The 25,310-nt window shown below is 56.6% G+C and carries 24 protein-coding genes; 15 read left to right on the top strand and 9 right to left on the bottom strand.

Features of this window, described 5'->3' with window-relative positions; translation table 11 throughout:
- A complete protein-coding gene (locus ABIE10_RS09590; protein WP_080860317.1) occupies positions 1-777 on the bottom strand; it encodes an MBL fold metallo-hydrolase in 777 nt (258 codons plus the stop codon).
- 379 nt (positions 778-1,156) lie between these two features.
- On the opposite strand from ABIE10_RS09590, the gene ABIE10_RS09585 reads away from it, so the two are divergent.
- Both ABIE10_RS09585 and ABIE10_RS09580 read left to right on the top strand, forming a co-directional pair.
- Complete coding sequence (locus ABIE10_RS09585) at positions 1,157-1,402, top strand: DUF2543 family protein (RefSeq protein ID WP_429155407.1); 246 nt, start codon at positions 1,157-1,159, stop codon at positions 1,400-1,402.
- An 86-nt stretch (positions 1,403-1,488) separates the two neighbouring features.
- Positions 1,489-1,965: a cold-shock protein gene (locus ABIE10_RS09580; protein ID WP_016151966.1), complete on the top strand. Its 477-nt coding sequence runs from the start codon at positions 1,489-1,491 to the stop codon at positions 1,963-1,965.
- Between the two features lie 127 nt (positions 1,966-2,092).
- Here the strand turns inward: ABIE10_RS09580 and ABIE10_RS09575 are convergent, their stop codons facing one another.
- On the bottom strand, positions 2,093-2,401 hold the full coding sequence (locus ABIE10_RS09575; RefSeq protein ID WP_046275619.1) for a putative quinol monooxygenase: 309 nt from the start codon (positions 2,399-2,401) through the stop codon (positions 2,093-2,095).
- Positions 2,402-2,536: 135 nt separating this feature from the next.
- A complete protein-coding gene (locus ABIE10_RS09570; protein WP_046275638.1) occupies positions 2,537-3,349 on the bottom strand; it encodes a DNA-binding transcriptional regulator in 813 nt (270 codons plus the stop codon).
- Positions 3,350-3,543: 194 nt separating this feature from the next.
- On the opposite strand from ABIE10_RS09570, the gene ABIE10_RS09565 reads away from it, so the two are divergent.
- The 9 genes from ABIE10_RS09565 (at position 3,544) to mmuM (ending at position 13,722) form a co-directional block, all read left to right on the top strand.
- On the top strand, positions 3,544-5,208 hold the full coding sequence (locus tag ABIE10_RS09565) for a bifunctional 3-(3-hydroxy-phenyl)propionate/3-hydroxycinnamic acid hydroxylase (RefSeq protein ID WP_103765931.1): 1,665 nt from the start codon (positions 3,544-3,546) through the stop codon (positions 5,206-5,208).
- 1 nt (position 5,209) lies between these two features.
- Positions 5,210-6,154, top strand: coding sequence for a 2,3-dihydroxyphenylpropionate/2,3-dihydroxicinnamic acid 1,2-dioxygenase (gene mhpB, locus ABIE10_RS09560; protein WP_016151972.1), 945 nt, complete (start codon positions 5,210-5,212; stop codon positions 6,152-6,154).
- A 39-nt stretch (positions 6,155-6,193) separates the two neighbouring features.
- Positions 6,194-7,060 carry a 2-hydroxy-6-oxonona-2,4-dienedioate hydrolase gene (gene mhpC / locus ABIE10_RS09555; RefSeq protein WP_016151973.1) on the top strand — a complete coding sequence of 289 codons (867 nt, stop codon included), beginning with the start codon at positions 6,194-6,196 and terminating at the stop codon, positions 7,058-7,060.
- Between the two features lie 9 nt (positions 7,061-7,069).
- Positions 7,070-7,879: a 2-keto-4-pentenoate hydratase gene (gene mhpD / locus ABIE10_RS09550; RefSeq protein ID WP_016151974.1), complete on the top strand. Its 810-nt coding sequence runs from the start codon at positions 7,070-7,072 to the stop codon at positions 7,877-7,879.
- Positions 7,876-8,826, top strand: coding sequence for an acetaldehyde dehydrogenase (mhpF, locus tag ABIE10_RS09545; RefSeq protein WP_429155403.1), 951 nt, complete (start codon positions 7,876-7,878; stop codon positions 8,824-8,826). The genes mhpD and mhpF overlap by 4 nt, the downstream gene beginning before the upstream one ends.
- Complete coding sequence (mhpE, locus tag ABIE10_RS09540; protein ID WP_103765932.1) at positions 8,823-9,836, top strand: 4-hydroxy-2-oxovalerate aldolase; 1,014 nt, start codon at positions 8,823-8,825, stop codon at positions 9,834-9,836. The genes mhpF and mhpE overlap by 4 nt, the downstream gene beginning before the upstream one ends.
- 68 nt (positions 9,837-9,904) lie before the next feature.
- The gene (gene mhpT, locus ABIE10_RS09535) at positions 9,905-11,116 is read left to right on the top strand and encodes a 3-(3-hydroxy-phenyl)propionate transporter MhpT (RefSeq protein WP_429155401.1); all 1,212 of its coding nucleotides are present in this window, start codon (positions 9,905-9,907) and stop codon (positions 11,114-11,116) included.
- Positions 11,117-11,390: 274 nt separating this feature from the next.
- Positions 11,391-12,794, top strand: a complete 1,404-nt coding sequence (mmuP, locus tag ABIE10_RS09530; RefSeq protein ID WP_429155399.1) for an S-methylmethionine permease — start codon at positions 11,391-11,393, stop codon at positions 12,792-12,794.
- Positions 12,781-13,722 (top strand): homocysteine S-methyltransferase, encoded by a 942-nt coding sequence (mmuM, locus tag ABIE10_RS09525; RefSeq protein ID WP_016151980.1) that lies wholly within the window; start codon positions 12,781-12,783, stop codon positions 13,720-13,722. The genes mmuP and mmuM overlap by 14 nt, the downstream gene beginning before the upstream one ends.
- A gap of 70 nt (positions 13,723-13,792) precedes the next feature.
- Here the strand turns inward: mmuM and fbpC are convergent, their stop codons facing one another.
- The 6 genes from fbpC to ABIE10_RS09495 all read right to left on the bottom strand — a co-directional run bounded on the left by fbpC (position 13,793) and on the right by ABIE10_RS09495 (position 21,587).
- Positions 13,793-14,839, bottom strand: coding sequence for a ferric ABC transporter ATP-binding protein (gene fbpC / locus ABIE10_RS09520; RefSeq protein ID WP_046275613.1), 1,047 nt, complete (start codon positions 14,837-14,839; stop codon positions 13,793-13,795).
- A gap of 11 nt (positions 14,840-14,850) precedes the next feature.
- Positions 14,851-16,929, bottom strand: a complete 2,079-nt coding sequence (locus tag ABIE10_RS09515) for an ABC transporter permease (protein ID WP_019076131.1) — start codon at positions 16,927-16,929, stop codon at positions 14,851-14,853.
- A gap of 69 nt (positions 16,930-16,998) precedes the next feature.
- Positions 16,999-18,030: an ABC transporter substrate-binding protein gene (locus tag ABIE10_RS09510; RefSeq protein ID WP_047497856.1), complete on the bottom strand. Its 1,032-nt coding sequence runs from the start codon at positions 18,028-18,030 to the stop codon at positions 16,999-17,001.
- Entirely contained in the window at positions 18,027-19,331 is a 1,305-nt protein-coding gene (gene uhpC / locus ABIE10_RS09505; protein ID WP_429155396.1) for an MFS transporter family glucose-6-phosphate receptor UhpC, read from the bottom strand. The genes ABIE10_RS09510 and uhpC overlap by 4 nt, the downstream gene beginning before the upstream one ends.
- Positions 19,332-19,416: 85 nt before the next feature.
- A complete protein-coding gene (locus ABIE10_RS09500) occupies positions 19,417-20,958 on the bottom strand; it encodes an MASE1 domain-containing sensor histidine kinase (RefSeq protein ID WP_137366564.1) in 1,542 nt (513 codons plus the stop codon).
- Positions 20,958-21,587: a response regulator transcription factor gene (locus tag ABIE10_RS09495; RefSeq protein ID WP_181221922.1), complete on the bottom strand. Its 630-nt coding sequence runs from the start codon at positions 21,585-21,587 to the stop codon at positions 20,958-20,960. Before ABIE10_RS09495 ends, ABIE10_RS09500 begins: the two co-directional genes overlap by 1 nt.
- Positions 21,588-21,843: 256 nt before the next feature.
- Here ABIE10_RS09495 and tauA point away from each other — a divergent pair, with 256 nt between their 5' ends.
- Genes tauA through tauD form a run of 4 tightly spaced genes read left to right on the top strand, consistent with a single transcriptional unit; the run spans position 21,844 to position 25,263 of the window.
- Positions 21,844-22,806 (top strand): taurine ABC transporter substrate-binding protein, encoded by a 963-nt coding sequence (gene tauA, locus ABIE10_RS09490; RefSeq protein WP_016155824.1) that lies wholly within the window; start codon positions 21,844-21,846, stop codon positions 22,804-22,806.
- Between the two features lie 14 nt (positions 22,807-22,820).
- On the top strand, positions 22,821-23,588 hold the full coding sequence (tauB, locus tag ABIE10_RS09485; protein WP_103928963.1) for a taurine ABC transporter ATP-binding subunit: 768 nt from the start codon (positions 22,821-22,823) through the stop codon (positions 23,586-23,588).
- On the top strand, positions 23,585-24,415 hold the full coding sequence (gene tauC / locus ABIE10_RS09480; protein ID WP_016155826.1) for a taurine ABC transporter permease TauC: 831 nt from the start codon (positions 23,585-23,587) through the stop codon (positions 24,413-24,415). The genes tauB and tauC overlap by 4 nt, the downstream gene beginning before the upstream one ends.
- Positions 24,412-25,263, top strand: coding sequence for a taurine dioxygenase (tauD, locus tag ABIE10_RS09475; RefSeq protein WP_047497850.1), 852 nt, complete (start codon positions 24,412-24,414; stop codon positions 25,261-25,263). Before tauC ends, tauD begins: the two co-directional genes overlap by 4 nt.
- Positions 25,264-25,310: the final 47 nt, after the last annotated feature.

Below are 25,310 nucleotides of genomic sequence, written 5' to 3'. Positions count from 1 at the left end.
TTAAAACGTCAGGGTTTCGCCATCTTCCGGTACGTTAACAAATTGCGCAATCTGGTTATCGTGGGCGTACTCTTTTAGAGCCGCGCGAGTCAGAAGACAGTGGTTAATTGCCTCCATGTGGGTCGCCACAATTTGTGCTTCGGGCAGCGTGAAGTGGGTTTTTAGCACATCTTCTGCGCCCATGATGATTGGGCCAAACCCGATAACGTGGGCAAAACCTGCGTTCAAAATAACCACGCCAGGCAGGAACGTCCGCATGTTGGTTTCCACCTCGTCGCGCCAGAGAGTGTCCCCGATCAGATACAGCGTTTTTTCCGCCGGATGCTGGAAGATAACCCCGCAGGCATCACCCAGACGCTCCGCCATTTGTGGGATGGCGTAAGCGCGATCCGAACCGTGCTGGCCGCCGGTTTTACGCAGGGTGATGTCGCCGAGCGTGGTGCTGTGTGCCAGTACGGTCAGTTGCGTGAAACCCTGCTTTCGCAGCACCTGCTTATCCTGCTCATTTTGTACATAGATCGGTTTGTCTTTCGGTACGATACGAGCAGCAGCCTCATCCCAATGATCTTCATGCAGATGGGTCACGATCAGCGCATCGACGTTGAGCAGGGTGTCGACATCAACGGGCAGTTCCACAGTCGGGTTGCGGATCTCGGCGCGTGCCGTTCCGGTAAAGCCCGGATAAGTCCCTTTTGCCGCCAGCATTGGATCGATCAGAAAGGTTTTACCGCCAAAGGTGATGCGCTGTGTGGCGTTACGGATTTGCGTGATGTTCATGGTGTTTGCTCCACATGTTGGGTCAGTGGTGTCATCGTAGAGTGTTGCCCAGAAGATGAATGTGGGCAAATGGGCGACTAGCGATGAGATTGGGCCAATAGCAGATGGCAGAGTTCGATAATGTAATTAGAATTAAAGTAATTGAATATTTCCTTTGCGACTCTTTATTTAATTCGCAGCCATTATCTCGTACTGAAAAAAAACGTCATTTAAATAAGAGTAGATTTATTAAATACGAAGCGGCTCCAGAAAATAGTGTTGATATATGCAACGTATTGCAGCCAATAAAACAGATCGCGAACCATGAAATAAGAATGCTATCATTCACACCAGACGCGGCAGGCAACTGCTGGCACACGCATTTACCCCGGAGCACCCGATGAACAACGACATTCCGCCAAAATTTTATGATATCGCCGACGAATACGCGACTGAAGCTGCAAAGCCGGTGAGCGATACAGAACGCGACGCACTGGCACTCTACTTCCAGCAGTTGATCACTCGTTTGATGAACAATGAAGAGATCAGCGAAGAAGCGCAGCAGGAGATGGCAACCGAGGCCGGAGTCGACGCACAGCGTATCGATGATATCGCGGAGTTCCTCAATCGTTGGGGTAACGAGTAGCCAAAGACATGGCCTGTGTTTTACACTGCGCGCAAATTGAGTAGGTATACTCTACAAGTAATAGGTTTAATCAGGCGGAAACAGCAATGAACGGAACAATCACAACGTGGTTTAAAGATAAAGGCTTTGGATTTATCAAAGATGAAAACGGCGACAACCGCTATTTTCATGTGATTAAGGTTGCTAATCCTGAGCTGATCAAGAAAGACGCGGCGGTGACCTTTGAGCCCACCACCAACAACAAAGGCTTATCTGCCTACGCGGTAAAAGTCATACCCGACAGCAAATACATCTATATCGCCGGTGAGCGTCTGAAGCTCACGGCGATCAAGTCTTACCTGGTCTACAGCGAAGAAGTCCCTGCTGAGACTCGTATCGACAAAGAAAATGCGGTGCTGTCCGTTGGTGTGCTGATGAACAGCATCCGACCGAAATCAGACGTGAAGCCTGGTGAAATGCGCACGCTGAAAAAGCTGGCCATCACCACCTTCCAGGGCACGACGCTGATCTTCTCGGAAGATGAAATCGACATCGACGAGACGGTGAAACTGCTTAAGGTCTGAAGCCCTTCAGAGTGAATGAAAACCGAAATCCTGCTCTTTTCAGAAGCGGGGTTTCGGTTTTTTTATGCGTATTTTTGTCAGAAGGAAATATCCATTAGAGCCAAATAGCAAATTCCATTCTGTTTTTTTATTTTGACGAGGCACCTGGAATTACCACGTCATCCATCAGTATGTAACGTGCTTCCTGGCGCGTGTATTGATCGATTAACGGCACAAGTCGCCGGAAATGCTCACTGGCACAATGTTCATCGAGAGCCGCGTGGTTTGGCCATTCTTCGATAAAAATAAAATGCCCCGGATCTTTTTCATCAATATAGAGGTCATAAGCAATGCATTGCGGTTCTTTCTTCGTCGCCGATATTAGCTCACGGTACCAAGGGAGAACGGTTTCAATATACTCAGGTTTGATGAAATCTTCGGCAATGACCTTTAACATGCAGCCTCCTGGCAGAAAACGAATGCACACTATGTGATGAAGATATATTTAGGGCAAGACGCCACAGTGTTATATCGGTCGGTGAGTGAGTTATCTCAGCTATTAATCCGATGATCCGCTTAACTGTGATCCATCTCACCTCCCGGCAACCAAAATCTCCTGCGACTCAACGCCGTCCTCTATCTGTTTCGCCACCTTTTGTAAGGCCGGAAGATGTTTTTCTGCGGCCTGTTCGATGGTCATGGCGCTGGCCATATACACCAGATTCAGGCAGCCGATCACCCGCTGTTCACTGCGAATGGGGACGGCGATGGAGGCGATTTTCTCCTCCTGATCCCAACCGCGAAAGTTCTGGCCAAAACCGTCTTTGCGCGCACGGCTCAAAATGGCGTCGAGCTTCAGCGGTTCGCGCGCCAACTGGAACTCATCTCCCGGTCGTGAAGCCAGCATTTCAATCAGTTCCTGACGTTCATTCTCCGGGCTAAATGCCAGCCAGGTCAGGCCGGATGCGGTTTTCAGCAGCGGCAAACGACGCCCGACCATCGCCCGATGAAACGACAGGCGGCTGAAGCGATGGGTGGTTTCACGCACCACCATCGCGTCCACATCCAGCGTGGAAACGTCGGTCGGCCAGATGACCTCGCGCAGCAAATCTCCCAACAGCGGGGCGGCGAGCGCAGAAATCCACTGCTCGTCACGAAATCCCTCACTGAGCTGACGGACCTTAATGGTTAAGCGAAAGCTGTCATCGGACAGACTGCGCCGGACGTAACCCTCATCCTGCAGGGTTTCCAGTAGTCGCCTGACCGTGGTGCGGTGCAGGCCGCTCAGCTCTGCCAGCAGGCCAACACTGGCCCCGCCGTCGAGACGATTTAACATATTTAATAACATTAGTCCGCGCGTTAACCCGCGCACGGTTTTGTATTCGGTACCGTCGTCACTTTTCATATTTATTGACAAATCTGCAGTTAAAACAACGTTGTGCACTTAGTGCACATCCAGGCATGTTTTGATTGTAGCGCAAAAACTCACTTCTATACTGACCGCACAATAAAAAATTATTCACATTCTTTTAACAAAAAAAACAATTGCGCCTCACCAGGGTCTGCAATTGCATTTTGTCCGAGTAGTGAGGTTCTGAAATGACAACAATAAATCCAGATATCCAACCCGCTGTGCAGCACACCGTGCAGGTAGCGATTGCCGGAGCCGGTCCGGTAGGGCTGATGATGGCGAACTATCTTGGCCAGATGGGCATTGAGGTGCTGGTGGTGGAGAAGCTCGATACCCTTATCGACTATCCTCGCGCCATCGGCATTGACGATGAAGCGCTGCGCACCATGCAGTCCGTCGGTCTGGTCGAAAATGTTCTGCCGCACACCACGCCGTGGCATGCGATGCGCTTTCTCACCCCGAAAGGGCGCTGTTTTGCTGATATCCAGCCGATGACTGACGAATTTGGCTGGTCGCGCCGCAACGCGTTTATTCAGCCGCAGGTGGACGCGGTGATGCTGGAAGGGCTGTCGCGTTTTCCCAACGTGCGCTGCCTGTTCTCCCGCGAACTGGAAGCCTTCAGCCAGCAAAATGGTGAAGTGACGTTGAACCTGAAAGCGCCGGATGGCCAGCGTGAAACGGTGAAAGCTCAGTGGCTGGTGGCCTGCGACGGTGGGGCCAGCAACGTCAGACGTTCGCTGAATGTGCCATTTGAAGGCAAAACCGCGCCGAATCAGTGGATTGTGGTGGATATTGCTAACGATCCGCTCAGCACGCCGCATGTGTATCTGTGCTGCGATCCGGTGCGCCCGTATGTCTCCGCCGCGCTGCCGCACGCGGTGCGCCGCTTTGAATTTATGGTAATGCCAGGGGAAACCGAAGCGCAGCTCAGCGAACCGCAGAATATGCGCCAGCTTTTGAGCAAAGTGCTGCCGAACCCGGACAACGTCGAGCTGATCCGCCAGCGCGTATATACCCATAACGCACGTCTGGCCGAACGTTTTCGCATTGACCGCGTGCTGCTGGCGGGCGATGCGGCGCACATTATGCCGGTCTGGCAGGGGCAGGGTTACAACAGCGGCATGCGCGATGCCTTCAATCTGGCGTGGAAACTGGCGCTGGTGATTGAGGGTAAAGCCGGTGATGCGCTGTTGGATTCCTACCAGCAGGAACGCCGCGACCACGCCAAAGCGATGATCGATCTCTCGGTGACCGCAGGCAACGTACTTGCGCCGCCGAAACGCTGGCACGGCGCGGTGCGCGACGGGGTTTCCTGGCTGCTGAACTACATTCCGCCGGTCAAACGCTACTTCCTTGAAATGCGCTTTAAGCCGATGCCGCAGTACCACGCCGGGGCGCTGGTGCGTGAAGGCGACGTGAAAACCTCTCCCGTTGGCAAGATGTTTATCCAGCCGAAGGTAACGCTGGAATCAGGTGAAGTGACGCTGCTCGACAACGTCATCGGGCCGAATTTCGCGGTGATCGGTTGGGGCTGTAACCCGCTGTGGGGCATGAGCGAGGCGCAGATCCAACAGTGGCAGGCGCTGGGGACGCAGTTTATCCAGGTGGTGCCGGATACACAGATACAAACCGATCAGGATAACCACGACGGCGTTACCCGCATTGGCGATACGCAAAACCGCCTGCGCACGTGGTTTGCCCAGCACAACGCCGCGCTGGTGGTGATACGCCCGGACCGCTTTGTGGCCGCCATCGCCATTCCGCAAACCCTGGGCAGTACCCTGAATAAACTGGCGTCGGTGATGACGCTCACCCGCGTTAATGCCCACATTCCCGCTGAAAAGGTGGCCTGATATGCACGCTTATCTTCACTGTCTTTCCCACTCGCCGCTGGTGGGTTACGTCGACCCGGCGCAGGCCGTGCTCGACGAGGTTAACGGTGTGATCGCCAGCGCCCGGGCACGTATTGCGGCGTTCGACCCTGAACTGGTGGTGCTGTTTGCCCCCGATCACTACAACGGATTTTTCTACGACGTGATGCCGCCGTTCTGTTTAGGCGTAGGCGCTACGGCGATCGGCGATTTCGGTAGCGCGGCGGGGGAACTGCCGGTGCCGACAGATCTCGCTGAAGCCTGCGCCCACGCGGTAATGAAAAGCGGCATCGATCTCGCCGTGTCCTACAACATGCAGGTCGATCACGGCTTCGCGCAGCCGCTGGAGTTTTTGCTCGGCGGTCTGGATAACGTGCCGGTGCTGCCGGTGTTTATTAACGGCGTCGCCACGCCGCTGCCGGGCTTTCAGCGTACCCGCATGCTCGGTGAAGCGATTGGCCGATTCGCCAGCTCGCTGAATCAGCGTGTGCTGTTTTTAGGCTCCGGTGGCCTGTCACATCAGCCGCCGGTCCCGGAGCTGGCGAAGGCTGATGCCCATATGCGCGACCGCCTGCTCGGCAGCGGCAAACAACTGCCTGAAAACGAGCGCGAGCTGCGCCAGCAGCGGGTGATCAGCGCCGCCGAGAAGTTTGTGGCCGATCAAAACACGCTGCATCCGCTTAACCCTGTCTGGGATAACCGCTTTATGACGCTGCTTGAACAGGGACGTTTGCAGGAGCTGGACGCGGTCAGTAACGAAGAACTGTCCGCGATGGCGGGCAAATCAACGCACGAAGTTAAAACCTGGGTTGCTGCCTTCGCCGCAATTTCTGCCTTTGGCAACTGGCGCAGCGAAGGCCGTTATTACCGCCCGATCCCAGAGTGGATCGCTGGATTCGGCTCCCTGAGCGCCACCACACAGAACTGAAACAGAACTGAAACAGAACTGAATATGCAGGAGAACATCATGACTTACCAACCGCAAACCGAAGCCGCAACCAGTCGTTTTCTGCAGGTGCAGGAAGCAGGCGAAACGCTGCGCGTGCATTTCAATGACTGTGGGCAGGGCGAAGAGACTGTCGTGCTGTTGCATGGATCTGGTCCGGGTGCGACGGGCTGGGCGAACTTCAGCCGCAATATCGATCCGCTGGTGGAGGCTGGATACCGGGTGATCCTGCTGGATTGTCCTGGCTGGGGCAAAAGCGATGGCATCGTTAATCGCGGTTCGCGATCCGATCTTAATGCTCGCATCCTGAAAAGCGTGGTCGATCAGTTGGATATTCAGAAAATCCATCTGCTGGGCAACTCGATGGGGGGCCACAGTGCCGTGGCGTTCACCCTGAGCTGGCCGGAGCGTGTGGGCAAGCTGGTGCTGATGGGCGGCGGGACGGGGGGCATGAGCCTGTTTACCCCGATGCCGACCGAAGGCATCAAGCGCCTGAATCAGCTGTACCGCGAACCGACCATTGAGAACCTGAAGCTGATGATGGAGATCTTTGTCTTCGACACCAGCGACCTGACCGAGGCGCTGTTTGAGGCGCGTCTGAATAACATGCTGTCGCGTCGCGATCACCTGGAAAACTTTGTCCACAGCCTTGAAGCCAACCCGAAACAGTTTCCGGATTTCAGCCCGCGCCTGGGGGAAATCAAAGCCCAGACCCTGATTGTCTGGGGACGCAACGACCGCTTTGTGCCGATGGACGCCGGCCTGCGCCTGCTCTCCGGGATTGCCGGTTCTGAGCTGCACATCTACCGCGACTGCGGGCACTGGGCACAGTGGGAACATGCGGATGCTTTTAACCAACTGGTGCTGAACTTCCTCGCACGCCCTTAAGGAACGGACATGACGAATCTTAATCTTGAGCAGTTAGCCGCCGATTTACGTCAGGCTGAGGAAAAAGGGGACGCTATCGCCCCGCTGCGTGAACTGATCGGCGTGGATAACGCCGAAGCGGCCTACGCCATTCAGCGTATCAATGTGCAGTATGACGTGGCGCGAGGGCGTCGCGTCGTCGGGCGCAAAGTGGGACTGACGCACCCGAAAGTGCAACAGCAGCTGGGCGTCGATCAGCCGGACTTCGGCACGCTGTTCGCCGATATGTGCTACGGCGACAACGACACCATTGCGTTTGCCCGCGTGCTACAACCGCGTATTGAAGCGGAGATTGCGCTGGTGCTGAACCGCGATCTGCCCAATGCCGATACCACCTTTGACGAGCTGTACAACGCCATCGAGTGGGTGCTACCCGCGCTGGAAGTGGTCGGCAGCCGTATTCGCGACTGGTCGATCAAGTTTGTTGATACCGTGGCGGATAACGCCTCCTGTGGCGTGTATGTGGTCGGCGGTCCGGCACAACGTCCGGCAGGATTAGATCTGAAAAACTGCGCGATGAAAATGACGCGCAATAACGAAGAGGTTTCCAGCGGGCGCGGTAGCGAATGTCTGGGACATCCGATCAACGCCGCCGTGTGGCTGGCGCGCAAAATGGCCAGCCTCGGCGAGCCGCTGCGTGCCGGGGACATTATTCTCACCGGGGCGTTAGGCCCGATGGTGGCGGTGAATGCGGGCGATCGTTTCGAAGCCCATATCGACGGTATTGGTTCAGTTGCCGCCACCTTTTCAGCGGCGGTTACAAAAGGAAGTCAGTCATGAGTAAGCGTAAAGTCGCCATTATCGGCTCTGGCAACATCGGCACCGATTTGATGATTAAAATTCTGCGTCACGGCGTACGTCTGGAGATGGCGGTGATGGTGGGGATTGATCCGCAATCCGACGGTCTGGCACGCGCCCGGCGTATGGGCGTTGCCACCACCCATGAAGGGGTGACGGGGCTTCTTGCGATGCCAGAATTCGCTGACATCGACATCGTGTTTGATGCCACCAGCGCGGGCGCGCACGTGAAAAATGACGCCGCGCTGCGCGCCGTAAAACCGGGGATCCGTCTGATCGACCTGACGCCCGCAGCGATCGGCCCGTACTGCGTCCCGGTGGTGAACCTGGAGGCTAACGTTGACCAACAGAACGTCAATATGGTGACCTGCGGCGGGCAGGCGACCATTCCGATGGTGGCGGCGGTTTCTCGCGTGGCAAAAGTTCATTACGCCGAAATTATCGCCTCGATCGCCAGTAAATCTGCGGGACCGGGCACCCGCGCCAATATCGACGAGTTTACCGAAACCACCTCGAAGGCGATTGAAGTGGTGGGGGGCGCGGCCAAAGGCAAAGCCATTATCGTACTTAACCCGGCTGAGCCGCCGCTGATGATGCGCGACACGGTGTATGTGTTGAGCGAAGCGGCCTCCCAGCTTGAAGTTGAAGCGTCGATTAATGACATGGCGGCGGCGGTGCAGGCGTATGTGCCAGGCTATCGCCTGAAACAGCGCGTCCAGTTTGAAGTCATCCCGGAGGATAAACCGGTGAATCTGCCGGGTATTGGTCAGTTTTCCGGGCTGAAAACCGCGGTGTATCTGGAAGTGGAAGGTGCGGCGCACTATTTACCCGCCTATGCGGGCAACCTCGACATTATGACTTCCAGCGCGCTGGCGACCGGTGAGCAGATGGCGCAGTCACTCACCCGTCAGGCAGGAGAAGCAGCATGAACGGTAAAAAACTCTATATCTCTGACGTGACCCTGCGCGACGGTATGCATGCGATTCGTCACCAGTATTCGCTGGAAAACGTGCGCCAGATTGCCAAAGCGCTGGACGATGCGCGGGTTGATTCCATTGAGGTGGCCCACGGCGACGGTTTACAAGGTTCCAGCTTTAACTACGGCTTTGGCGCGCACAGCGACCTCGAGTGGATCGAAGCGGCAGCAGACGTGGTCAAACACGCAAAGATCGCCACGCTGTTGCTGCCGGGCATCGGCACTCTTCATGACCTGAAAAACGCGTATCAGGCCGGCGCGCGAGTGGTGCGCGTGGCGACCCACTGCACCGAAGCGGACGTGTCGGCCCAGCATATTCAGTACGCGCGTGAGCTTGGCATGGATACCGTCGGCTTTCTGATGATGAGCCATATGACCACGCCGGAGAATCTGGCGCAGCAGGCGAAGCTGATGGAAAACTACGGCGCGACTTGTATCTACGTGGTCGATTCCGGCGGGGCGATGAATATGAGCGATATTCACGCCCGCTTCCGCGCCCTGAAAGCGGTGCTGAAGCCGGAGACAGAAACCGGAATGCATGCGCATCACAACCTGAGCCTCGGCGTGGCGAACTCGATTGCCGCGGTGGAAGAGGGCTGCGACCGTATCGACGCCAGCCTGGCGGGTATGGGCGCTGGCGCGGGCAACGCGCCGCTGGAAGTGTTTATCGCCGCTGCGGATAAGCTCGGTTGGCAGCACGGCACCGATCTGTATGCGCTGATGGACGCCGCCGACGATCTGGTGCGTCCATTGCAGGACCGTCCGGTGCGGGTGGATCGCGAAACGCTGGCACTGGGCTATGCCGGGGTGTACTCCAGCTTCTTGCGTCACTGCGAAGTGGCGGCGGCGCGTTATGGCCTGAGCGCGGTCGATATTCTGGTTGAACTGGGCAAACGCCGAATGGTGGGCGGCCAGGAAGATATGATCGTCGACGTGGCGCTGGATCTGCGCAATAGCAAATAAAAATGATTACGCGGCTGGCAACGTATCAGCCGCGACTCACCTGCATCGTGACCTCAGAGGTACATCTTATGACTACCCGTACCCCCACATCTTACCGCCTGACGTTGACCGTCGGGCTTTGCTTTTTAGTCGCCCTGATGGAAGGGCTGGATCTACAGGCCGCCGGGATCGCTGCCGTCGGTATCGCCCAGGCGTTTGCGCTGGATAAAATGCAGATGGGCTGGTTCTTCAGTGCGGGCATTCTCGGGCTGCTGCCCGGCGCGCTGGTGGGCGGCATGCTGGCCGATCGCTATGGGCGCAAGCGCATTCTTATTGCCTCCGTGGCGCTGTTCGGCCTGTTCTCGCTGGCGACGGCGATTTCCTGGGATTTCTCGTCGCTGGTGTTTGCCCGTCTGATGACCGGCGTCGGGTTGGGCGCGGCGTTGCCGAATCTGATCGCGCTGACCTCCGAAGCGGCGGGCCCGCGTTTTCGCGGTACGGCGGTGAGCCTGATGTACTGTGGCGTGCCGATTGGCGCGGCGTTAGCGGCGGCGCTCGGGTTTAGCGGTCTGGCCGCCGCCTGGCAAACGGTGTTCTGGGTTGGCGGAGTGATCCCGCTGCTGCTGGTGCCGTTGTTGATGCGCTGGCTGCCAGAATCACAGGTTTATGCCCAGCAAACGCAGGTGGCCGCCGCGCCGTTGCGCGCCCTGTTCGCACCTGCTACCGCGACAGCCACGCTGCTGCTGTGGCTATGCTATTTCTTCACCCTGCTGGTGGTGTATATGCTGATCAACTGGCTGCCGATGCTGCTGGTGGAGCAGGGCTTTCAGCCCTCGCAGGCGGCTGGCGTGATGTTTGCTCTGCAAATCGGTGCGGCCAGCGGCACGTTAATTCTCGGGGCGTTAATGGACAAACTGCGCCCGGTGGTCATGTCGCTTCTGATCTACACCGGGATGTTGGCTTCGTTGCTGGCGCTGGGGACGGTGTCGTCATTGAGCGGTATGCTGATGGCCGGATTTGTGGCGGGGATGTTTGCCACTGGAGGACAAAGCGTGCTGTATGCGCTGGCTCCGCTGTTTTACAGTACGCAGATCCGCGCGACAGGCGTGGGTACCGCCGTCGCCGTTGGGCGTCTGGGGGCGATGAGCGGCCCGCTGCTGGCAGGAAAAATGTTAGCGCTCGGCACTGGAACGGTAGGCGTGATGGCAGCTTCTGCGCCGGGCATTTTACTGGCAGGGCTGGCGGTATTTTTCCTGATGAGCCGTAAATCGCAGATGCCGATCCCGACCAGTGGCTCATAAACAATCGTTCGGTTGTATGAGTGGGGAGATACGGTTCCCACTTCCGGGTGAACGCCAGCCGGCGATGACGTTGCCAGAGTTTATGTAAAGCCTGGCAACGGAGGCGTTATGAGCTGGCGGCCCTTTTTATATTTGATAATTAACCCCCACCCGATATTAAGCGCCCGTCGCGGTCATCTGCGTCTGGTGCAGGGTTGACTTTGCATTGTGTTAACAAACGCGGTATAACACACCTTCTTTGGATGTTTAGATGTCCATACGTTTAGAAGGTTATATGCAAACAACACAACAAAATGCGCCACTGAAGCGCACGATGAAAACGCGTCACCTGATTATGCTCTCCTTAGGCGGCGTGATTGGCACAGGGTTATTCTTCAATACCGGCTACATCATCTCCACTACCGGGGCCGCGGGAACGCTACTGGCCTATCTGATTGGCGCGCTGGTGGTCTGGCTGGTTATGCAGTGTCTGGGCGAGCTGTCGGTCGCGATGCCGGAGACCGGGGCGTTTCACGTCTATGCCGCGCGCTATCTCGGCCCGGCGACGGGGTATACCGTGGCCTGGCTCTACTGGCTGACCTGGACCGTGGCGCTTGGTTCGAGCTTTACCGCTGCCGGATTCTGTATGCAGTACTGGTTTCCGTTGGTGCCAGTATGGGTCTGGTGCGTGGTGTTCTGTGTGATTATTTTTGGCCTGAATGTTATCTCCACGCGCTTTTTTGCCGAAGGGGAGTTCTGGTTCTCACTGGTGAAAGTGGTCACTATCATCGCCTTTATTATCCTCGGCGGGGCGGCGATTTTTGGCTTTATCCCGATGCAGGATGGCTCGCCCGCGCCGGGGCTGAGTAATATCACAGCGGAAGGTTGGTTCCCGCATGGTGGCTTACCGATCCTGATGACTATGGTGGCGGTGAACTTTGCTTTTTCGGGAACGGAGCTTATCGGTATTGCCGCCGGTGAAACGGAAAATCCGCGCAAGGTGATCCCGGTGGCGATTCGTACCACCATCGCGCGACTGATTATTTTCTTTATCGGCACCGTGTTTGTGCTGGCGGCGCTGATCCCGATGCAGCAGGCGGGCGTGGAGAAAAGCCCGTTTGTGCTGGTGTTTGAGAAGGTAGGTATTCCGTACGCCGCCGATATTTTTAACTTCGTGATCCTGACAGCCATTCTTTCTGCGGCGAACTCCGGGCTGTATGCCTCCGGGCGCATGCTCTGGTCGCTGTCGAATGAACGTACGCTGCCAGCCTGTTTTGCGCGAGTAACGAAAAACGGCGTGCCGCTGACGGCGCTGTCGGTCAGTATGCTCGGCGGCGTACTGGCGCTGTTTTCCAGCGTGGTGGCCCCGGATACGGTATTTGTCGTGCTGTCGGCAATCTCCGGGTTTGCGGTGGTGGCTGTGTGGCTGAGCATCTGCGCCTCGCACTTTGTTTTTCGCCGCCGTCATCTGCAACAGGGTAAGGCATTGAGTGCATTACATTATCGTGCGCCGTGGTATCCGCTGGTGCCGGTATTGGGATTTGTGCTGTGCCTGGTGGCCTGTGTGGGACTGGCATTCGATCCAGCGCAGAGAATTGCGTTGTGGTGCGGGTTACCGTTTGTTGCGTTGTGCTATGGTGCATATTTCCTTACTCAACCCCGTAACGCAAAACAGGAGCCAGAACATGTCGCAGAATAATCCGTTACGCGCTCTCCTTGAGAAACAGGATGTCCTGTTACTGGATGGCGCGATGGCGACGGAGCTGGAAGCGCGAGGGTGTAACTTAGCCGACAGCCTGTGGTCAGCCAAAGTGCTGGTAGAAAACCCGGAGCTTATCCGCGAAGTGCATCTTGATTATTACCGGGCGGGGGCGCAATGCGCGATCACCGCCAGCTATCAGGCGACACCGGCGGGCTTTGCCGCGCGTGGTTTGGATGAAGCGCAGTCGAAAGCGCTGATTGGCAAAAGCGTGGAGCTGGCGCGTAAAGCGCGTGAAGCGTATCTGGCAGAGAACCCGCAAGCGGGCACGCTGCTGGTGGCGGGATCTGTCGGACCTTACGGCGCGTATCTGGCGGACGGCTCTGAATACCGTGGCGATTACCAGCGCAGCGCCGAGGCATTCCAGGCGTTTCATCGCCCGCGCGTGGAAGCATTGCTGGATGCCGGGGCCGATCTGCTGGCCTGCGAAACCTTGCCGAATTTTGTCGAGATTGGCGCACTGGCTGAGCTGTTGACCGCGTACCCGCGTGCACGAGCCTGGTTCTCATTTACTCTGCGTGACAGCGAGCACCTGAGCGACGGTACGCCGCTGCGTGACGTGGTCGCGTTGCTGGCGGATTATCCGCAGGTGGTGGCGTTAGGTATTAACTGCATTGCGCTGGAAAACACCACCGCTGCGTTGCAGCATTTACACGGCTTAACGGCGCTGCCGCTGGTGGTGTATCCGAATTCGGGCGAGCAGTACGATGCCGCGAGCAAAACCTGGCATCATCACGGTGAGTCTTGTGCGCAACTGGCGGATTATCTGCCACAGTGGCAGGCCGCTGGCGCACGATTGATTGGCGGGTGCTGTCGCACCACGCCTGCGGATATTGCCGCGTTAAAAGTTCAGGCCCAGGCCCGATAAGACGTAAGCCGCCATCGGGCATTTTTTGCCAGATGGCGATACGGTATGAACCGGAAACATGGGTAACACTTTATGCCGCATCCGCCAGCACAAACATGCCGTACGGATGGATTTCGAGATAATACTGCTCGCCGACGTCCGGCTGCAGACGCGTAGCGTTGACCTGCAATAAAATCTCCTGTCCGTGCCACTCCACCGTGACCTCATATTGGGGGCCCATATACGCGACGTGGCGGATCACGCAGCGTTGGCTCTCTTCGCCGCGGTCGCTGAGCGTGATCGCTTCCGGGCGCACGCCTACCATGCCCTCGCCTTGATCGCTAAAGTGCAGTGGGCGCGGCAGATGATAGCCGTAGATATCAACGTATCTGTCGCTGAAGGTGGCCGGGAACAGGTTGGCATCGCCCATAAAGCTCGCCATAAAGCGGGAGGCGGGCTGGCGATAGAGATCCTGCGGCGAGCCGATCTGCATGATGTGTCCCTTGTTCATCACCAGTACGGTATCGGAAACCGCAAAGGCTTCGCTTTGATCGTGGGTGACGTACAGCGAGGTGATATCAAACTGCTTTTGCAGCTCGCGGATTTTGTCGCGCATGCTGCGACGCAGGTTGGCGTCCAGGTTACTTAACGGCTCATCAAACAGCAGCACTTTCGGTTTGAGGATCAACGCACGGGCCAGCGCCACGCGCTGCTGCTGACCGCCGGAGATCTGATCGACAAAGCGGTCTTCAAATCCCTCCAGATCCACCATCGCCAGCGCCTCTTTGACGCGGGTTTTCACCTCCGCGCGCGACACGCCGAGCATCTTCAGGCCATAACCGACGTTCTCCCCTAACGACATGTGCGGGAACAGGGCATATGACTGAAACACCATACAGATATCGCGCTGCTGAATAGAACGATGGGTAACGTCTTCGCCATCAATGAAAATTTGTCCTTCGCTCGGTTTTTCCAGCCCGGCAACCAGACGCAAGATGGTGGTTTTACCGCAGCCGGACGGGCCGAGCAGCGTTACCATTTGCCCCTGCGGAATGGTGAGATTGATATTGTCGATAACCGTGTTGCTGCCAAATCGTTTAGTGACGTTGCGCAGTTCAACGAAATTTTTCTGAGTCATAGTGCGCTCCATTACGCCTGGTTTTTGGCTTTTGAACGGGAGGTACGTGATTCACCGATCAGCCAGTCAAAGATGAAAATAATCGCCAGCATCACCACGATCAAAATGGAACCGTAGGCAATCGCCACGCCGTATTCGCCGTCTTCTACGCGGTTCAGGATGTAGGCCGTGGCCACGCGGGTATCCGGCGTGACGAGGAACACAATGGCGCTGACGGTGGTAATGGCGCGCACAAAGCTGTAGATCAGCGCTGAGAGGATCGCCGGGCGCAGCAGCGGCAACAGGATATGCGTAATGGTGCGCAGGGAACCGGCGCGCAGACTGAGCGAGGCTTCATCCAGCGATTTATCGATTTGGCCTAAGCCCGCAATGCCCGCCCGGATACCGACCGGGACGTTACGCATCACCATTGAGATAATCACGATGGCGGCGGTGCCGGTGAGGTATACCGGGGCGCTGTTAAAGGCCAGAATGTACGACACGCCCGCTACGGTGCCCGGAACGGCAAAGCACAGCATAGTGGTGAACTCGATAGTCTTTTTGCCTTTAAACTGCTGACGCACCACAACCCATGCGATCAGCAGGCCGAAGATAGCGGTGATCGGCGCGGCAATCCCGGCGTAGAGCAGGGTGTCGAGCAGTGAAGGCCACGCGCCGTCGCTCATTCCCTGACCGAACAGTTTGGTAAAGTTCGCCAGCGTCAGGGTGTAGTCCACGCCCCAGTTTACGGTGAAACTGCCGTAGAAAATGCTGCCGTAGAGCAGGGCGTTAAAGGCAATCCACACCGCCAGCAGCGCGACCACGCTCCATACCAGCGTTACCGGCAGCGGCTGCACGTCGCCCCGATAGGATTTACCGGAAACGGTGACGTACGAGCGTTTACCAATCCACATGTACTGCACGCAGAACACCAGCAGCGAGAACAGCAACAGGAAGGCACCCAGCGTACTGGCGGCCTGGTAGTCGAGCTGGGAACCGGTGATGTAGAAGTAGATTTGCGTTGCCAGCACGTCGAAGTTACCGCCAAGCACCAGCGGGTTACTGAAGTCGGCCAGCGACTGCACCACCACAATTAAAAAGGCGTTTGCCAGTGCCGGTTTTAGCAGCGGGACAAACACGCCGTTAAAGGTTTGCCAGCGGCTGGCGCGCAGGGTGTATGACGCCTCCTCCAGCGACGGATGAATGGTTTTGATCGCCCCGTCGAGGATCATAAACGCCATCGGAGTGAAGGCCAGCACCTGCGCCAGCCAGATGCCGGTAAAACCGTACAGCCAGTTGGTGTTGGTCAAACCAAACCATTCGACCATAAATTCGGTGATGTAACCGGAGCGTCCCATCATCAGCGTTACGCCTAAACCCACAACAAACGGCGGGGTGACGATCGGCAGAATCGAGAAAATACGTCCGATAATGGCGCTGCGTTTCGCAATACGGGTGGTGTAGATAGCCAGCACCAGGCCAAAGAAGGTACAGCCGACGCCGACGGCAATCGACAGCATAATCGAGTTGAGGATCACCTGAATGATATGCGCCTGCGACAGCACATTCATAAACGCCAGCGGAGCAAATTCTCCGGCGTCGTTGGTGAACATCGGAATGAAAATAGCGATACTTGGCCAGACGATAAAAATACCGATCAGCGCGACAATCGCGGTGAGCGAGCCGATGACGAAACGGTCGCCGCCCAGCCATTCCAGACGGGTGAGCGCCAGGGTCATGATCGCGCCAAGTGCCACAAACAGCACGATGGTGGCATAGCCTAAGCCGCGTCCCTCAATAGTCGCGCTGGCGACGATAAACGCCATACAGAAAAACGCCCAGCCCGCGTCAAAATAATGGCGGCTGCGCTGTTCGCGTCTGGCTTCATGGAACGGGCGCACCAGCAGCAGGCTTGGCAGCAGATACCAGAGCCAACTGATATTGAACTGTGACCAGCCGTAGGCGGCGAGAATTTCTTCACGCGTCGATTCCAGCAGACCGTAGTCCAGGCTCCAGCTCGGCAGCAGGGCAAACGCCAGCCAGCCGAGTAAAATCCAAAGAAATATCGCATCCCGTTTTTTCACGGGATGGAGTGCAAGTGTGTGTGACATAGCGGTTCCGGTATTTCAGGCCGGATATGGCGTTGAGGCCGTATCCGGCAAATGAACGCAAATCTGGGGTTATTTACCCATCTTCACTTCGCTGACCCACTTATTGATCAGGGCTTTACGCACGTCGGTCGAGCCGTACTTATCCATGTCGTAATTGATAAGCTTCAGGTCGTCGAGCTTCAGCGAGTTAGGGGACGTCTCGGCGGTGGTGTTGGTCAGGATCTGATAGGATTTACCTTTCTTCCACGCCAGCTCCTGCGCGTCTTTCGACAGTACCCAGTCAACGAACAGTTTGGCGTTATCTAGGTTGCGCGCGCCTTTCAGGATGCTGACACCGCCGATTTCATAACCGGTACCTTCGCACGGTGAGACAAGTTCCAGCGGTGCGCCCTGTTCTTTTTCCAGTGAGTAGTCGTGCAAGAAACCGATGCCGATAGCCGTTTCGCCACGGGCGGCGTTACGCGCCGGGGCAATGCCGGATTTGGTGTACTGGGAGACGTTGGCGTTGAGCTGTTTCAGGTAGTCAAAGGCCTGATCTTCCCCCCACAGTTGGGCAAAGGTCGCCAGTGCGGTATAGGCGGTACCGGAGCTTTGCGGATCAGCAATCTGGATTTCGCCTTTGTATTCCGGTTTGGTCAGATCCTTCCAGCATTTTGGCACCGGTAGGTTTTTCTCTTTCAGGCGCTGGGTATTGACGCCAAAGCCCAGAATACCGACATAAACCGCCGAGGATAGGTTGCCCTTCACTTTTGCCGGATCGCGGAACTTCTCCATGATTTGTTCGAGGTTTGGTGATTTATACGGCTGCAGCAAGCCCATTTCACCGGCCTGAGACTGTGGATCCAGCGTACCGCCGTACCAGACATCCGCTTGCGGGTTTTTCTTCTCGGCATCCACTTTCGCCAGCGTACTGCCTGAGCCGTTGCGAATGAATGAAGTCTTCACATCATATTTTTCACCGAAGGCTTTGGTTTCGGTTTCGCACATTTCGTTGGTAGCGCTGCAATACACCACCAGACGACCCTGCGCCTGAGCAGTACTGCTGAAGGCTGCCAGCGTCAGAGCGGAGGCAATTAGGGTAGAGGTAAGCGTCAGTTTCATTGTTTTATCCTTTGACTGAGAGAAGGGGGAATGCCAGCAATGAGCAATGGCATCAGCAATAAACCCATAAAGACAGCGGCAACCGAGAGCAAACTGAACATTCCCGACCAGCCGTAGTGTTCTATGACCAGCGACAGCGGCCAACCCGCCAGCGCGGCCCCCAGATAGGCGAATAGCCCGAGAAAACCAGTAATTGAACCTGCTGCCGCTTTATGTCCGCATTCCACGGCCGCGAGGCCAATTAGCATCTGTGGGCCAAACACAAAAAAGCCCACGGTAAAGAAACACACTGCCAGTAGCGCGTAGTGGTGCACCGGTGCCAGCCACAGCGCGGCGACGGAGACCATCAGCCCCAGTGTGAACAGCAAAATCATTGGCGCACGCTGACCGCTGAACAGCAGATCCGAACCCCATCCGGCAAACAGCGCCCCCAGCAAGCCACCGACTTCAAACAGCATTACCGTGGCATTGGCGCTGAGCAGGTTCACACCGTGGCTTTCCGTCAGCCAGATGTTGCCCCAGTCGTTGAGCGCAATGCGGATCAAATAGACCAACACATATGACACACCGAGTAGCCAGATCATCGGGTTCTTCAGCATGGTGGTGCGTAACATTTGCCACAGTCCCATCGGCGGGCTTTGCTGCTCCTGACGCAACTCCAGCGGGTCTTGCCGCCATTCCCCAACCGTGGGTAAGCCTTCTTCCCGGGGCGTGCCTTTCAGTTGCAGGGTGAGCCCGATGCCTAACGCCATGCTGATTATCCCCGGAGCCAGCATGGCTGCCTGCCAACCCCACCAGTGGGCGGCAAAGACGCTAATCAGCGGGATGATGGCCCCACCGATGTTGATCGACATATTCCAGCAGCCCCACCAGAAGCCGCGTTCGTTGCGCGAGTACCAGTGGGTCAATAGTCGGGCGCAGGGCGGCCAGCCCCAGCCCTGAAAAAATCCGTTCAGCGTCCAGACCACCAGGAGCAGCGTCAGCGATTCACCAAAGGCGAACAGCACGTTTAAAACGCCGGTGGCAAACAGGCCAATGCCCATAAACGCGCGCTGTCCGTGGCTGTCGTGCCATAGCCCGGCGGTGAATTTTGACAGGCCATAGGTCAGATAAAACAGCGATCCCAGCAGGCCGATATCGCCTTTATCCAGACTCAGATCCGTTTGCAGCGCCGGGAGGACGTAGTTAACACTTTTGCGCGTCAGATAAAACGCGGCGTACCCAATCACCATACACATCAGCAGCCGGGGGCGTAGCGCCCGGTATTGTTGGTCTGTCTCGCGTGATGCACGTGCATGCATGGCAGCCTCCGTTTGTGCTGACTATAGGAAAGTGAAAGCAAAATGGGATGAGATAAAGTCCGCAGTGACTAAGACTTTTTCCTGGTTAACGGCTGATTTGTTGCAAATTTGTGGGCAGGTTAACAATTACCCGCGTGCCGTTGTTCGATTCGAGCGTCAGTTCGCCGCCAAGGGCGCTGACCCGCTCACGCATCCCCTGGATACCGAACCCGGGGATTTTCTCCGCGAGAATACCTACACCGTTGTCAGCGACGTGCAGAAATACGCGGTGTTCCTGCTGGCGCAGCGTAATCGACACTTCGCTGGCGTCGGCATGTTTACAGACGTTATTGAGCAACTCCTGCAGCAGGCGATACAGTGTGAAACGCACCGTTTCATTTTCTGGCGTATTTTCAAGCTGATAGTCAAACCAACAGCGAATGCCGCGTTCGGCAAAGGCAAATTCATTCACCAGATGATGCAGTGCATCTTTAAAGGCCAGTTCATCGAGCGCGGGCGGTCGTAGCTGGCGCAGCAGTTGGCGGGTGGAGTGGTGAATGCGCCGGGCAAGGTCGTTGATCTGATTTGCCGCTTCAAGCGTTTGCTCGCGACCCGGCGCGCGCTTGACCAGTTGCGACTGAATTTGAATGGCGGTGATGTTCTGACCAATTTCGTCGTGTAGCTCCCGCGCCAGGCTTTTGCGCGTATTTTCCTCGGTGCGGATCAGTTGTTCGGTCAGCGCGCGTCGCGCTGCCAGTTCGGCTTCCAGACGCTGGCGATAATGGTGCAGGTTTTGCGCCAGATGCTGCTGGCGGCTGATAGCGATCCCCAGCCCTATGCCCAGCAGCGCCTGGGTGGCGAGGAAAATCTCCAACTCCAGTAAATTGCTGAACCCGACGCCGATTTGCCGGGCGATGGTGATCATCATACTGCCGAGCAGTCCGGACAACACGCCGCCCTGCCAGCCAAATTTCCACGCCATCACCACGTTTGGTAAGAACACCACGATTAGCAGCAGGCGCTCGATCTCCGGTGACAGCACCATCTGGGTACCTATGCCGATAATGAAAAACAGACTACACCAGATGATAAGCGAGGTACGCAGGGGGGGATTGGTGGTATCCAGTCCGAGCAAATGATAGCGGTGCTGCTGGCGCAGAAATTCATAGATCAGATAGACAAACGGCGTCAGCAGTACGCCACCAGTAAACGATGCCAGGCCAATTAACGTTGCCGGGCTTTGGATAAACGGTGAAAGCAGGAGGGTATTGAGCAATGACGTGATCGTCACCGCGGCCAGCAGCAGCGTTAAGCGCTGCCAGTAAAGGGGGAAGCGGTGCCAGTATGACTGGCCGATACTCGCCGGGATCAGGCTAATCAACGGCGCAGCCAGCAGGATATAGCCATTCACTAATTGCTCGCTGTGCAGCCAGAACAGCATCAGCACCGGCGGCAGTACCAGCGCGGGCCAGTAACGGCGAGAAAGCAGGATTAGCAGGGCGAGATAGACGCCGTGCGGCAGGAATAGCGCTGCCTGCTGGCCGTTGTGGGTCAGGTAAAACCCCAGCGTCCACAGCATCAGCCAGCCCGATCCCCAGGCCAGCAGAATAAACAGAGAAATAACCCCATGACGAAGGCTGCGTGACATTAATGCCCCGTCAGCAACTGGTGGTCGAGTGCAAAATGCACCAGATCGATGGTGCTGTGGCATTGCAGTTTGCCCAGCACGTTCGCACGATGAACGTGCACCGTTTTATGGCTGAGGTCGAGCTTGAAGGCGATCTCTTTTACGCTGTCGCCTTTGACCAGCAGATCAAACACTTCGCGCTCGCGCGGGGTCAATACCTCCAGTACCTGCGCGGGCTGTTCGCCGCCGCGTAGCGCCCGTAGCGCGTCGGCGCACAGGTAATGCCCGCCCGTACCAACCGATCGTACCGCCTGCACCAGTTCCTCCGGTCCGCAACGTTTGGTCAGATAACCGCTGGCACCGGCATCCAGTGCGCTTTGCACAAACGTGGGTGAGTCATAGATGCTGAGAATAATGGCACGAAAACCGGGCTTTTGCGCCCGCAGTCGTTTTAACAGGCTCAGGCCATTTTCATCCGGCATGGCGATATCCATTACCGCAACGTTGACGTCATCATGCAGTAATGCTGGCCACGCCTGGGCCGCGCTGCTGTACTGGCCAGCAACGTTGAGATCGTCTTCGAGACTGAGTAATTGCGCAAAGCCGGAACGCACCACCACATGGTCATCCACCAGCACAACATGAATCATGATCTTGCTCTCTTGCCTGACAATGGCATCTATGATGCCTGCCAGCGCCGCGCTGGCAATCCCCGTGGCGCGGATATGTAACGAATGTAACAAAATCGCAATAATTTGCCGGCCTGCAATCAAATGCATTTCCGGGCTAAGCATTGCCGCTTTTTTTCTAAAAACAGATCGCTATTAGCCAGAATTTTTAATTCCTTTATCAAATTGTGCCGCAACGAAATACTGCCCCCATAACAAGACAGGGGAGCAGACAATCATGGCTATTTCATCGCGTAACGCACTACTTGCCGCACTGGCATTCATCGCATTTCAGGCACAGGCGGTGAACGTCACCGTTGCTTATCAGACCTCCGCTGAACCCGCTAAAGTGGCGCAGGCGGATAACACCTTTGCTAAAGAGAGCGGGGCTACCGTTGACTGGCGCAAATTCGACAGCGGTGCGAGCATCGTCCGTGCGCTGGCATCCGGTGATGTGCAGATCGGTAATCTTGGCTCCAGCCCGCTGGCGGTCGCTGCCAGCCAGCAGGTGCCTATTGAGGTTTTCCTACTGGCGTCAAAACTCGGCAATTCTGAAGCGCTGGTGGTGAAGAAAAACATCAGTAAACCGCAAGATTTGATTGGTAAGCGCATTGCCGTGCCGTTTATTTCCACTACCCATTACAGCCTGCTGGCGGCGTTGAAACACTGGGGTATCAAAGCAGGGCAGGTGGAGATTGTGAACCTGCAGCCACCCGCGATTATTGCCGCCTGGCAGCGCGGAGATATTGATGGTGCTTATGTCTGGGCGCCTGCGGTAAACGCGCTGGAAAAAGATGGCAAGGTATTAACCGACTCATCGCAGGTTGGCGAGTGGGGCGCACCGACGCTGGACGTGTGGGTGGTGCGCAAAGATTTTGCCGAGAAGCATCCTGACGTGGTGAAAGCCTTTGCCAAAAGCGCCATCGACGCCCAGCAGCCTTATATCGCTAATCCCGATGAATGGCTGAAGCAGCCGGAGAATATCAGCAAACTGTCGCGTTTGAGTGGCGTACCGGAGGCGGATGTGCCAGGGCTGGTGAAAGGTAACACCTATTTGACGGCACAACAGCAAACCGCTGAGCTAACCGGCCCGGTGAATAAAGCGATTATCGACACCGCGCAGTTCCTCAAAGAGCAGGGCAAAGTCCCCGCCGTCGCGACGGATTACAGCCAGTATGTGACCGATCGCTTCGTGCAATAAATAAGGAGGCGCTGATGCTGCAAATCTCTCATCTTGCCGCCAGCTACGGTGGAAAACCGGTGCTGGAAGATATCAACCTGACGCTCGATAGTGGCGAACTGCTGGTGGTACTCGGACCTTCTGGTTGCGGAAAAACCACGCTGTTAAATCTGATTGCCGGGTTTGTGCCGTATCAGCATGGCAGCATTATGCTGGCGGGCAACAAAGTTGAAGGTCCAGGCGCAGAGCGCGGGGTTGTGTTCCAGAACGAAGGCCTGCTGCCCTGGCGCAACGTGCAGGACAACGTGGCCTTCGGGCTGCAACTGGCGGGGATGGAGAAGCCCCAACGTCAACGAATCGCGCGGGAGATGTTGCAGAAAGTTGGGCTGGAGGATGCGGGAAAACGTTTTATCTGGCAGCTCTCTGGTGGTCAGCGTCAGCGCGTCGGCATTGCGAGGGCGTTGGCTGCCAACCCGCAGCTGTTGTTGCTGGATGAACCCTTTGGCGCGCTCGACGCCTTTACCCGCGAGCAGATGCAAACCCTGCTGCTGAAGTTGTGGCATGAGACTGGCAAACAGGTGCTGTTGATTACCCACGATATTGAAGAAGCCGTTTTTATGGCAACGGAGCTGGTATTGCTGTCGCCAGGCCCTGGCCGGGTACTGGAGCGTCTGCCGCTGAATTTCGCTCGTCGCTTTGTGGCCGGAGAGCCGAGCCGCAGCATTAAGTCCGACCCGCAGTTTATCGCCATGCGCGAGTATGTGTTAGGTCGTGTCTTTGAACAACGGGAGGCATTCTCATGAGCGTGGTGATTAATGATAAACCCCGTCGCCAGCGCGCGCTGAATTGGCGCTGGCCGTTCTCGCGGCAGATTACCTTAAGCTTCGGTACGCTGGTCGTCATTCTGGCTGTGTGGTGGACGGTGGCGGCGCTGCAGTTAATCAGTCCGCTGTTTTTACCCCCGCCGGGCCAGGTTTTGCAAAAACTGATGGTTATTGCCGGGCCGCAGGGGTTTATGGATGCCACGCTGTGGCAGCATCTGGCGGCGAGCCTGACGCGTATTGTTATCGCGCTGCTGGCGGCGGTACTGCTCGGCGTTCCGGTTGGGATCGCTATGGGGCTGAGTCCGACGATGCGCGGCATTCTCGATCCGATCATTGAACTGTATCGTCCGGTTCCGCCATTGGCCTATTTGCCGCTGATGGTTATCTGGTTTGGCATTGGTGAGACCTCCAAGATCCTGCTGATCTATCTGGCGATTTTCGCCCCTGTAGCGATGTCGGCGCTGGCGGGGGTTAAAAGCGCGCAGCAGGTGAGAGTGCGTGCCGCACAGTCGCTGGGAGCCAGCCGTACGCAGGTGCTGTGGTTTGTTATTTTGCCGGGGGCATTGCCGGAGATACTCACAGGGTTGCGTATCGGGCTTGGCGTGGGCTGGTCGACGTTGGTGGCAGCAGAGCTGATTGCCGCCACGCGAGGTTTAGGATTTATGGTGCAGTCAGCCGGTGAGTTTCTGGCAACGGATGTGGTGCTGGCGGGGATCGCGGTGATTGCCGTTATCGCGTTTATTTTAGAACTGGGTCTGCGCGCGCTTCAGCGCCGCCTGACGCCCTGGCATGGAGAAGTACAATGAGTGAACGTCTGAGCATTACCCCGCTGGGGCCGAACATTGGCGCACAAATCACCGGTGCGGATTTGACGCGCCCGCTGAGCGATAATCAGTTTGAACAGCTTTATCACGCCGTACTGCGCCATCAGGTGGTGTTTCTGCGTGAGCAGGTGATTACGCCGCAACAACAGCGGGCGCTGGCGCTGCGTTTTGGCGATCTGCATATTCACCCTGTCTATCCGCATGCCGAAGGGGTTGAAGAGATTATCGTGCTGGATACTCATAACGATAATCCGCCGGATAACGACAACTGGCACACCGATGTGACCTTTATCGACACGCCGCCAGCGGGCGCGATTCTGGCGGCAAAAGAGCTGCCATCGACCGGGGGAGACACCCTGTGGACCAGCGGGATTGCCGCTTATGACGCATTATCTGAGCCGTTTCGCCAGTTGCTGAGCGGCCTGCGGGCAGAGCATGATTTTCGTAAATCCTTCCAGGAATATAAATACCGCCAGACGCCAGAGGAGCATCAGCGCTGGCTGGAGGCGGTGGCAAAGCATCCGCCCCTGCTGCATCCGGTGGTGCGCACGCATCCAGTGAGCGGGAAGCAGGCGCTGTTCGTGAATGAAGGATTTACCACGCGAATTGTCGATGTGACGGAAAAAGAGAGCGAGGCGTTACTGCGCTTTTTGTTCGCGCATATCACTAAACCGGAGTTCCAGGTGCGCTGGCGTTGGCAGCCCAACGATGTGGCGATTTGGGATAATCGCGTGACGCAGCATTATGCGAATGCGGATTATCTGCCCCAGCGGCGCATTATGCACCGGGCGACAATTTTGGGAGACAAGCCGTTTTTTCGGGCGGGATGATTATCGGAGACGCTTCATTTACCGGGCCTACGACCTGTAGGTCCGGT

The organism is Citrobacter sp. 506 (assembly GCF_050434985.1).
Taxonomy (GTDB): Bacteria; Pseudomonadota; Gammaproteobacteria; order Enterobacterales; family Enterobacteriaceae; genus Citrobacter; species Citrobacter braakii.
Note: the sequence above shows the minus strand (reverse complement) of the source record. Positions and strands in the feature narration are given on the sequence as shown.

Excerpts from the sequence above, each read along its gene's own strand:
- mhpT (WP_429155401.1), top strand. The coding sequence starts at position 9,905 with ATGACTACCCGTACCCCCACATCTTACCGCCTGACGTTGACCGTCGGG.
- mhpC (WP_016151973.1), top strand. The coding sequence starts at position 6,194 with ATGACTTACCAACCGCAAACCGAAGCCGCAACCAGTCGTTTTCTGCAG.
- mhpD (WP_016151974.1), top strand. The coding sequence starts at position 7,070 with ATGACGAATCTTAATCTTGAGCAGTTAGCCGCCGATTTACGTCAGGCT.
- ABIE10_RS09495 (WP_181221922.1), bottom strand. The coding sequence starts at position 21,587 with ATGATTCATGTTGTGCTGGTGGATGACCATGTGGTGGTGCGTTCCGGC.
- tauA (WP_016155824.1), top strand. The coding sequence starts at position 21,844 with ATGGCTATTTCATCGCGTAACGCACTACTTGCCGCACTGGCATTCATC.
- ABIE10_RS09575 (WP_046275619.1), bottom strand. The coding sequence starts at position 2,401 with ATGTTAAAGGTCATTGCCGAAGATTTCATCAAACCTGAGTATATTGAA.
- ABIE10_RS09580 (WP_016151966.1), top strand. The coding sequence starts at position 1,489 with ATGAACGGAACAATCACAACGTGGTTTAAAGATAAAGGCTTTGGATTT.
- mmuM (WP_016151980.1), top strand. The coding sequence starts at position 12,781 with ATGTCGCAGAATAATCCGTTACGCGCTCTCCTTGAGAAACAGGATGTC.
- ABIE10_RS09565 (WP_103765931.1), top strand. The coding sequence starts at position 3,544 with ATGACAACAATAAATCCAGATATCCAACCCGCTGTGCAGCACACCGTG.
- fbpC (WP_046275613.1), bottom strand. The coding sequence starts at position 14,839 with ATGACTCAGAAAAATTTCGTTGAACTGCGCAACGTCACTAAACGATTT.
- mmuP (WP_429155399.1), top strand. The coding sequence starts at position 11,391 with ATGCAAACAACACAACAAAATGCGCCACTGAAGCGCACGATGAAAACG.
- ABIE10_RS09500 (WP_137366564.1), bottom strand. The coding sequence starts at position 20,958 with ATGTCACGCAGCCTTCGTCATGGGGTTATTTCTCTGTTTATTCTGCTG.
- ABIE10_RS09585 (WP_429155407.1), top strand. The coding sequence starts at position 1,157 with ATGAACAACGACATTCCGCCAAAATTTTATGATATCGCCGACGAATAC.
- mhpB (WP_016151972.1), top strand. The coding sequence starts at position 5,210 with ATGCACGCTTATCTTCACTGTCTTTCCCACTCGCCGCTGGTGGGTTAC.
- ABIE10_RS09515 (WP_019076131.1), bottom strand. The coding sequence starts at position 16,929 with ATGTCACACACACTTGCACTCCATCCCGTGAAAAAACGGGATGCGATA.
- ABIE10_RS09590 (WP_080860317.1), bottom strand. The coding sequence starts at position 777 with ATGAACATCACGCAAATCCGTAACGCCACACAGCGCATCACCTTTGGC.
- tauB (WP_103928963.1), top strand. The coding sequence starts at position 22,821 with ATGCTGCAAATCTCTCATCTTGCCGCCAGCTACGGTGGAAAACCGGTG.
- uhpC (WP_429155396.1), bottom strand. The coding sequence starts at position 19,331 with ATGCATGCACGTGCATCACGCGAGACAGACCAACAATACCGGGCGCTA.
- ABIE10_RS09570 (WP_046275638.1), bottom strand. The coding sequence starts at position 3,349 with ATGAAAAGTGACGACGGTACCGAATACAAAACCGTGCGCGGGTTAACG.
- mhpF (WP_429155403.1), top strand. The coding sequence starts at position 7,876 with ATGAGTAAGCGTAAAGTCGCCATTATCGGCTCTGGCAACATCGGCACC.
- tauC (WP_016155826.1), top strand. The coding sequence starts at position 23,585 with ATGAGCGTGGTGATTAATGATAAACCCCGTCGCCAGCGCGCGCTGAAT.
- ABIE10_RS09510 (WP_047497856.1), bottom strand. The coding sequence starts at position 18,030 with ATGAAACTGACGCTTACCTCTACCCTAATTGCCTCCGCTCTGACGCTG.
- tauD (WP_047497850.1), top strand. The coding sequence starts at position 24,412 with ATGAGTGAACGTCTGAGCATTACCCCGCTGGGGCCGAACATTGGCGCA.
- mhpE (WP_103765932.1), top strand. The coding sequence starts at position 8,823 with ATGAACGGTAAAAAACTCTATATCTCTGACGTGACCCTGCGCGACGGT.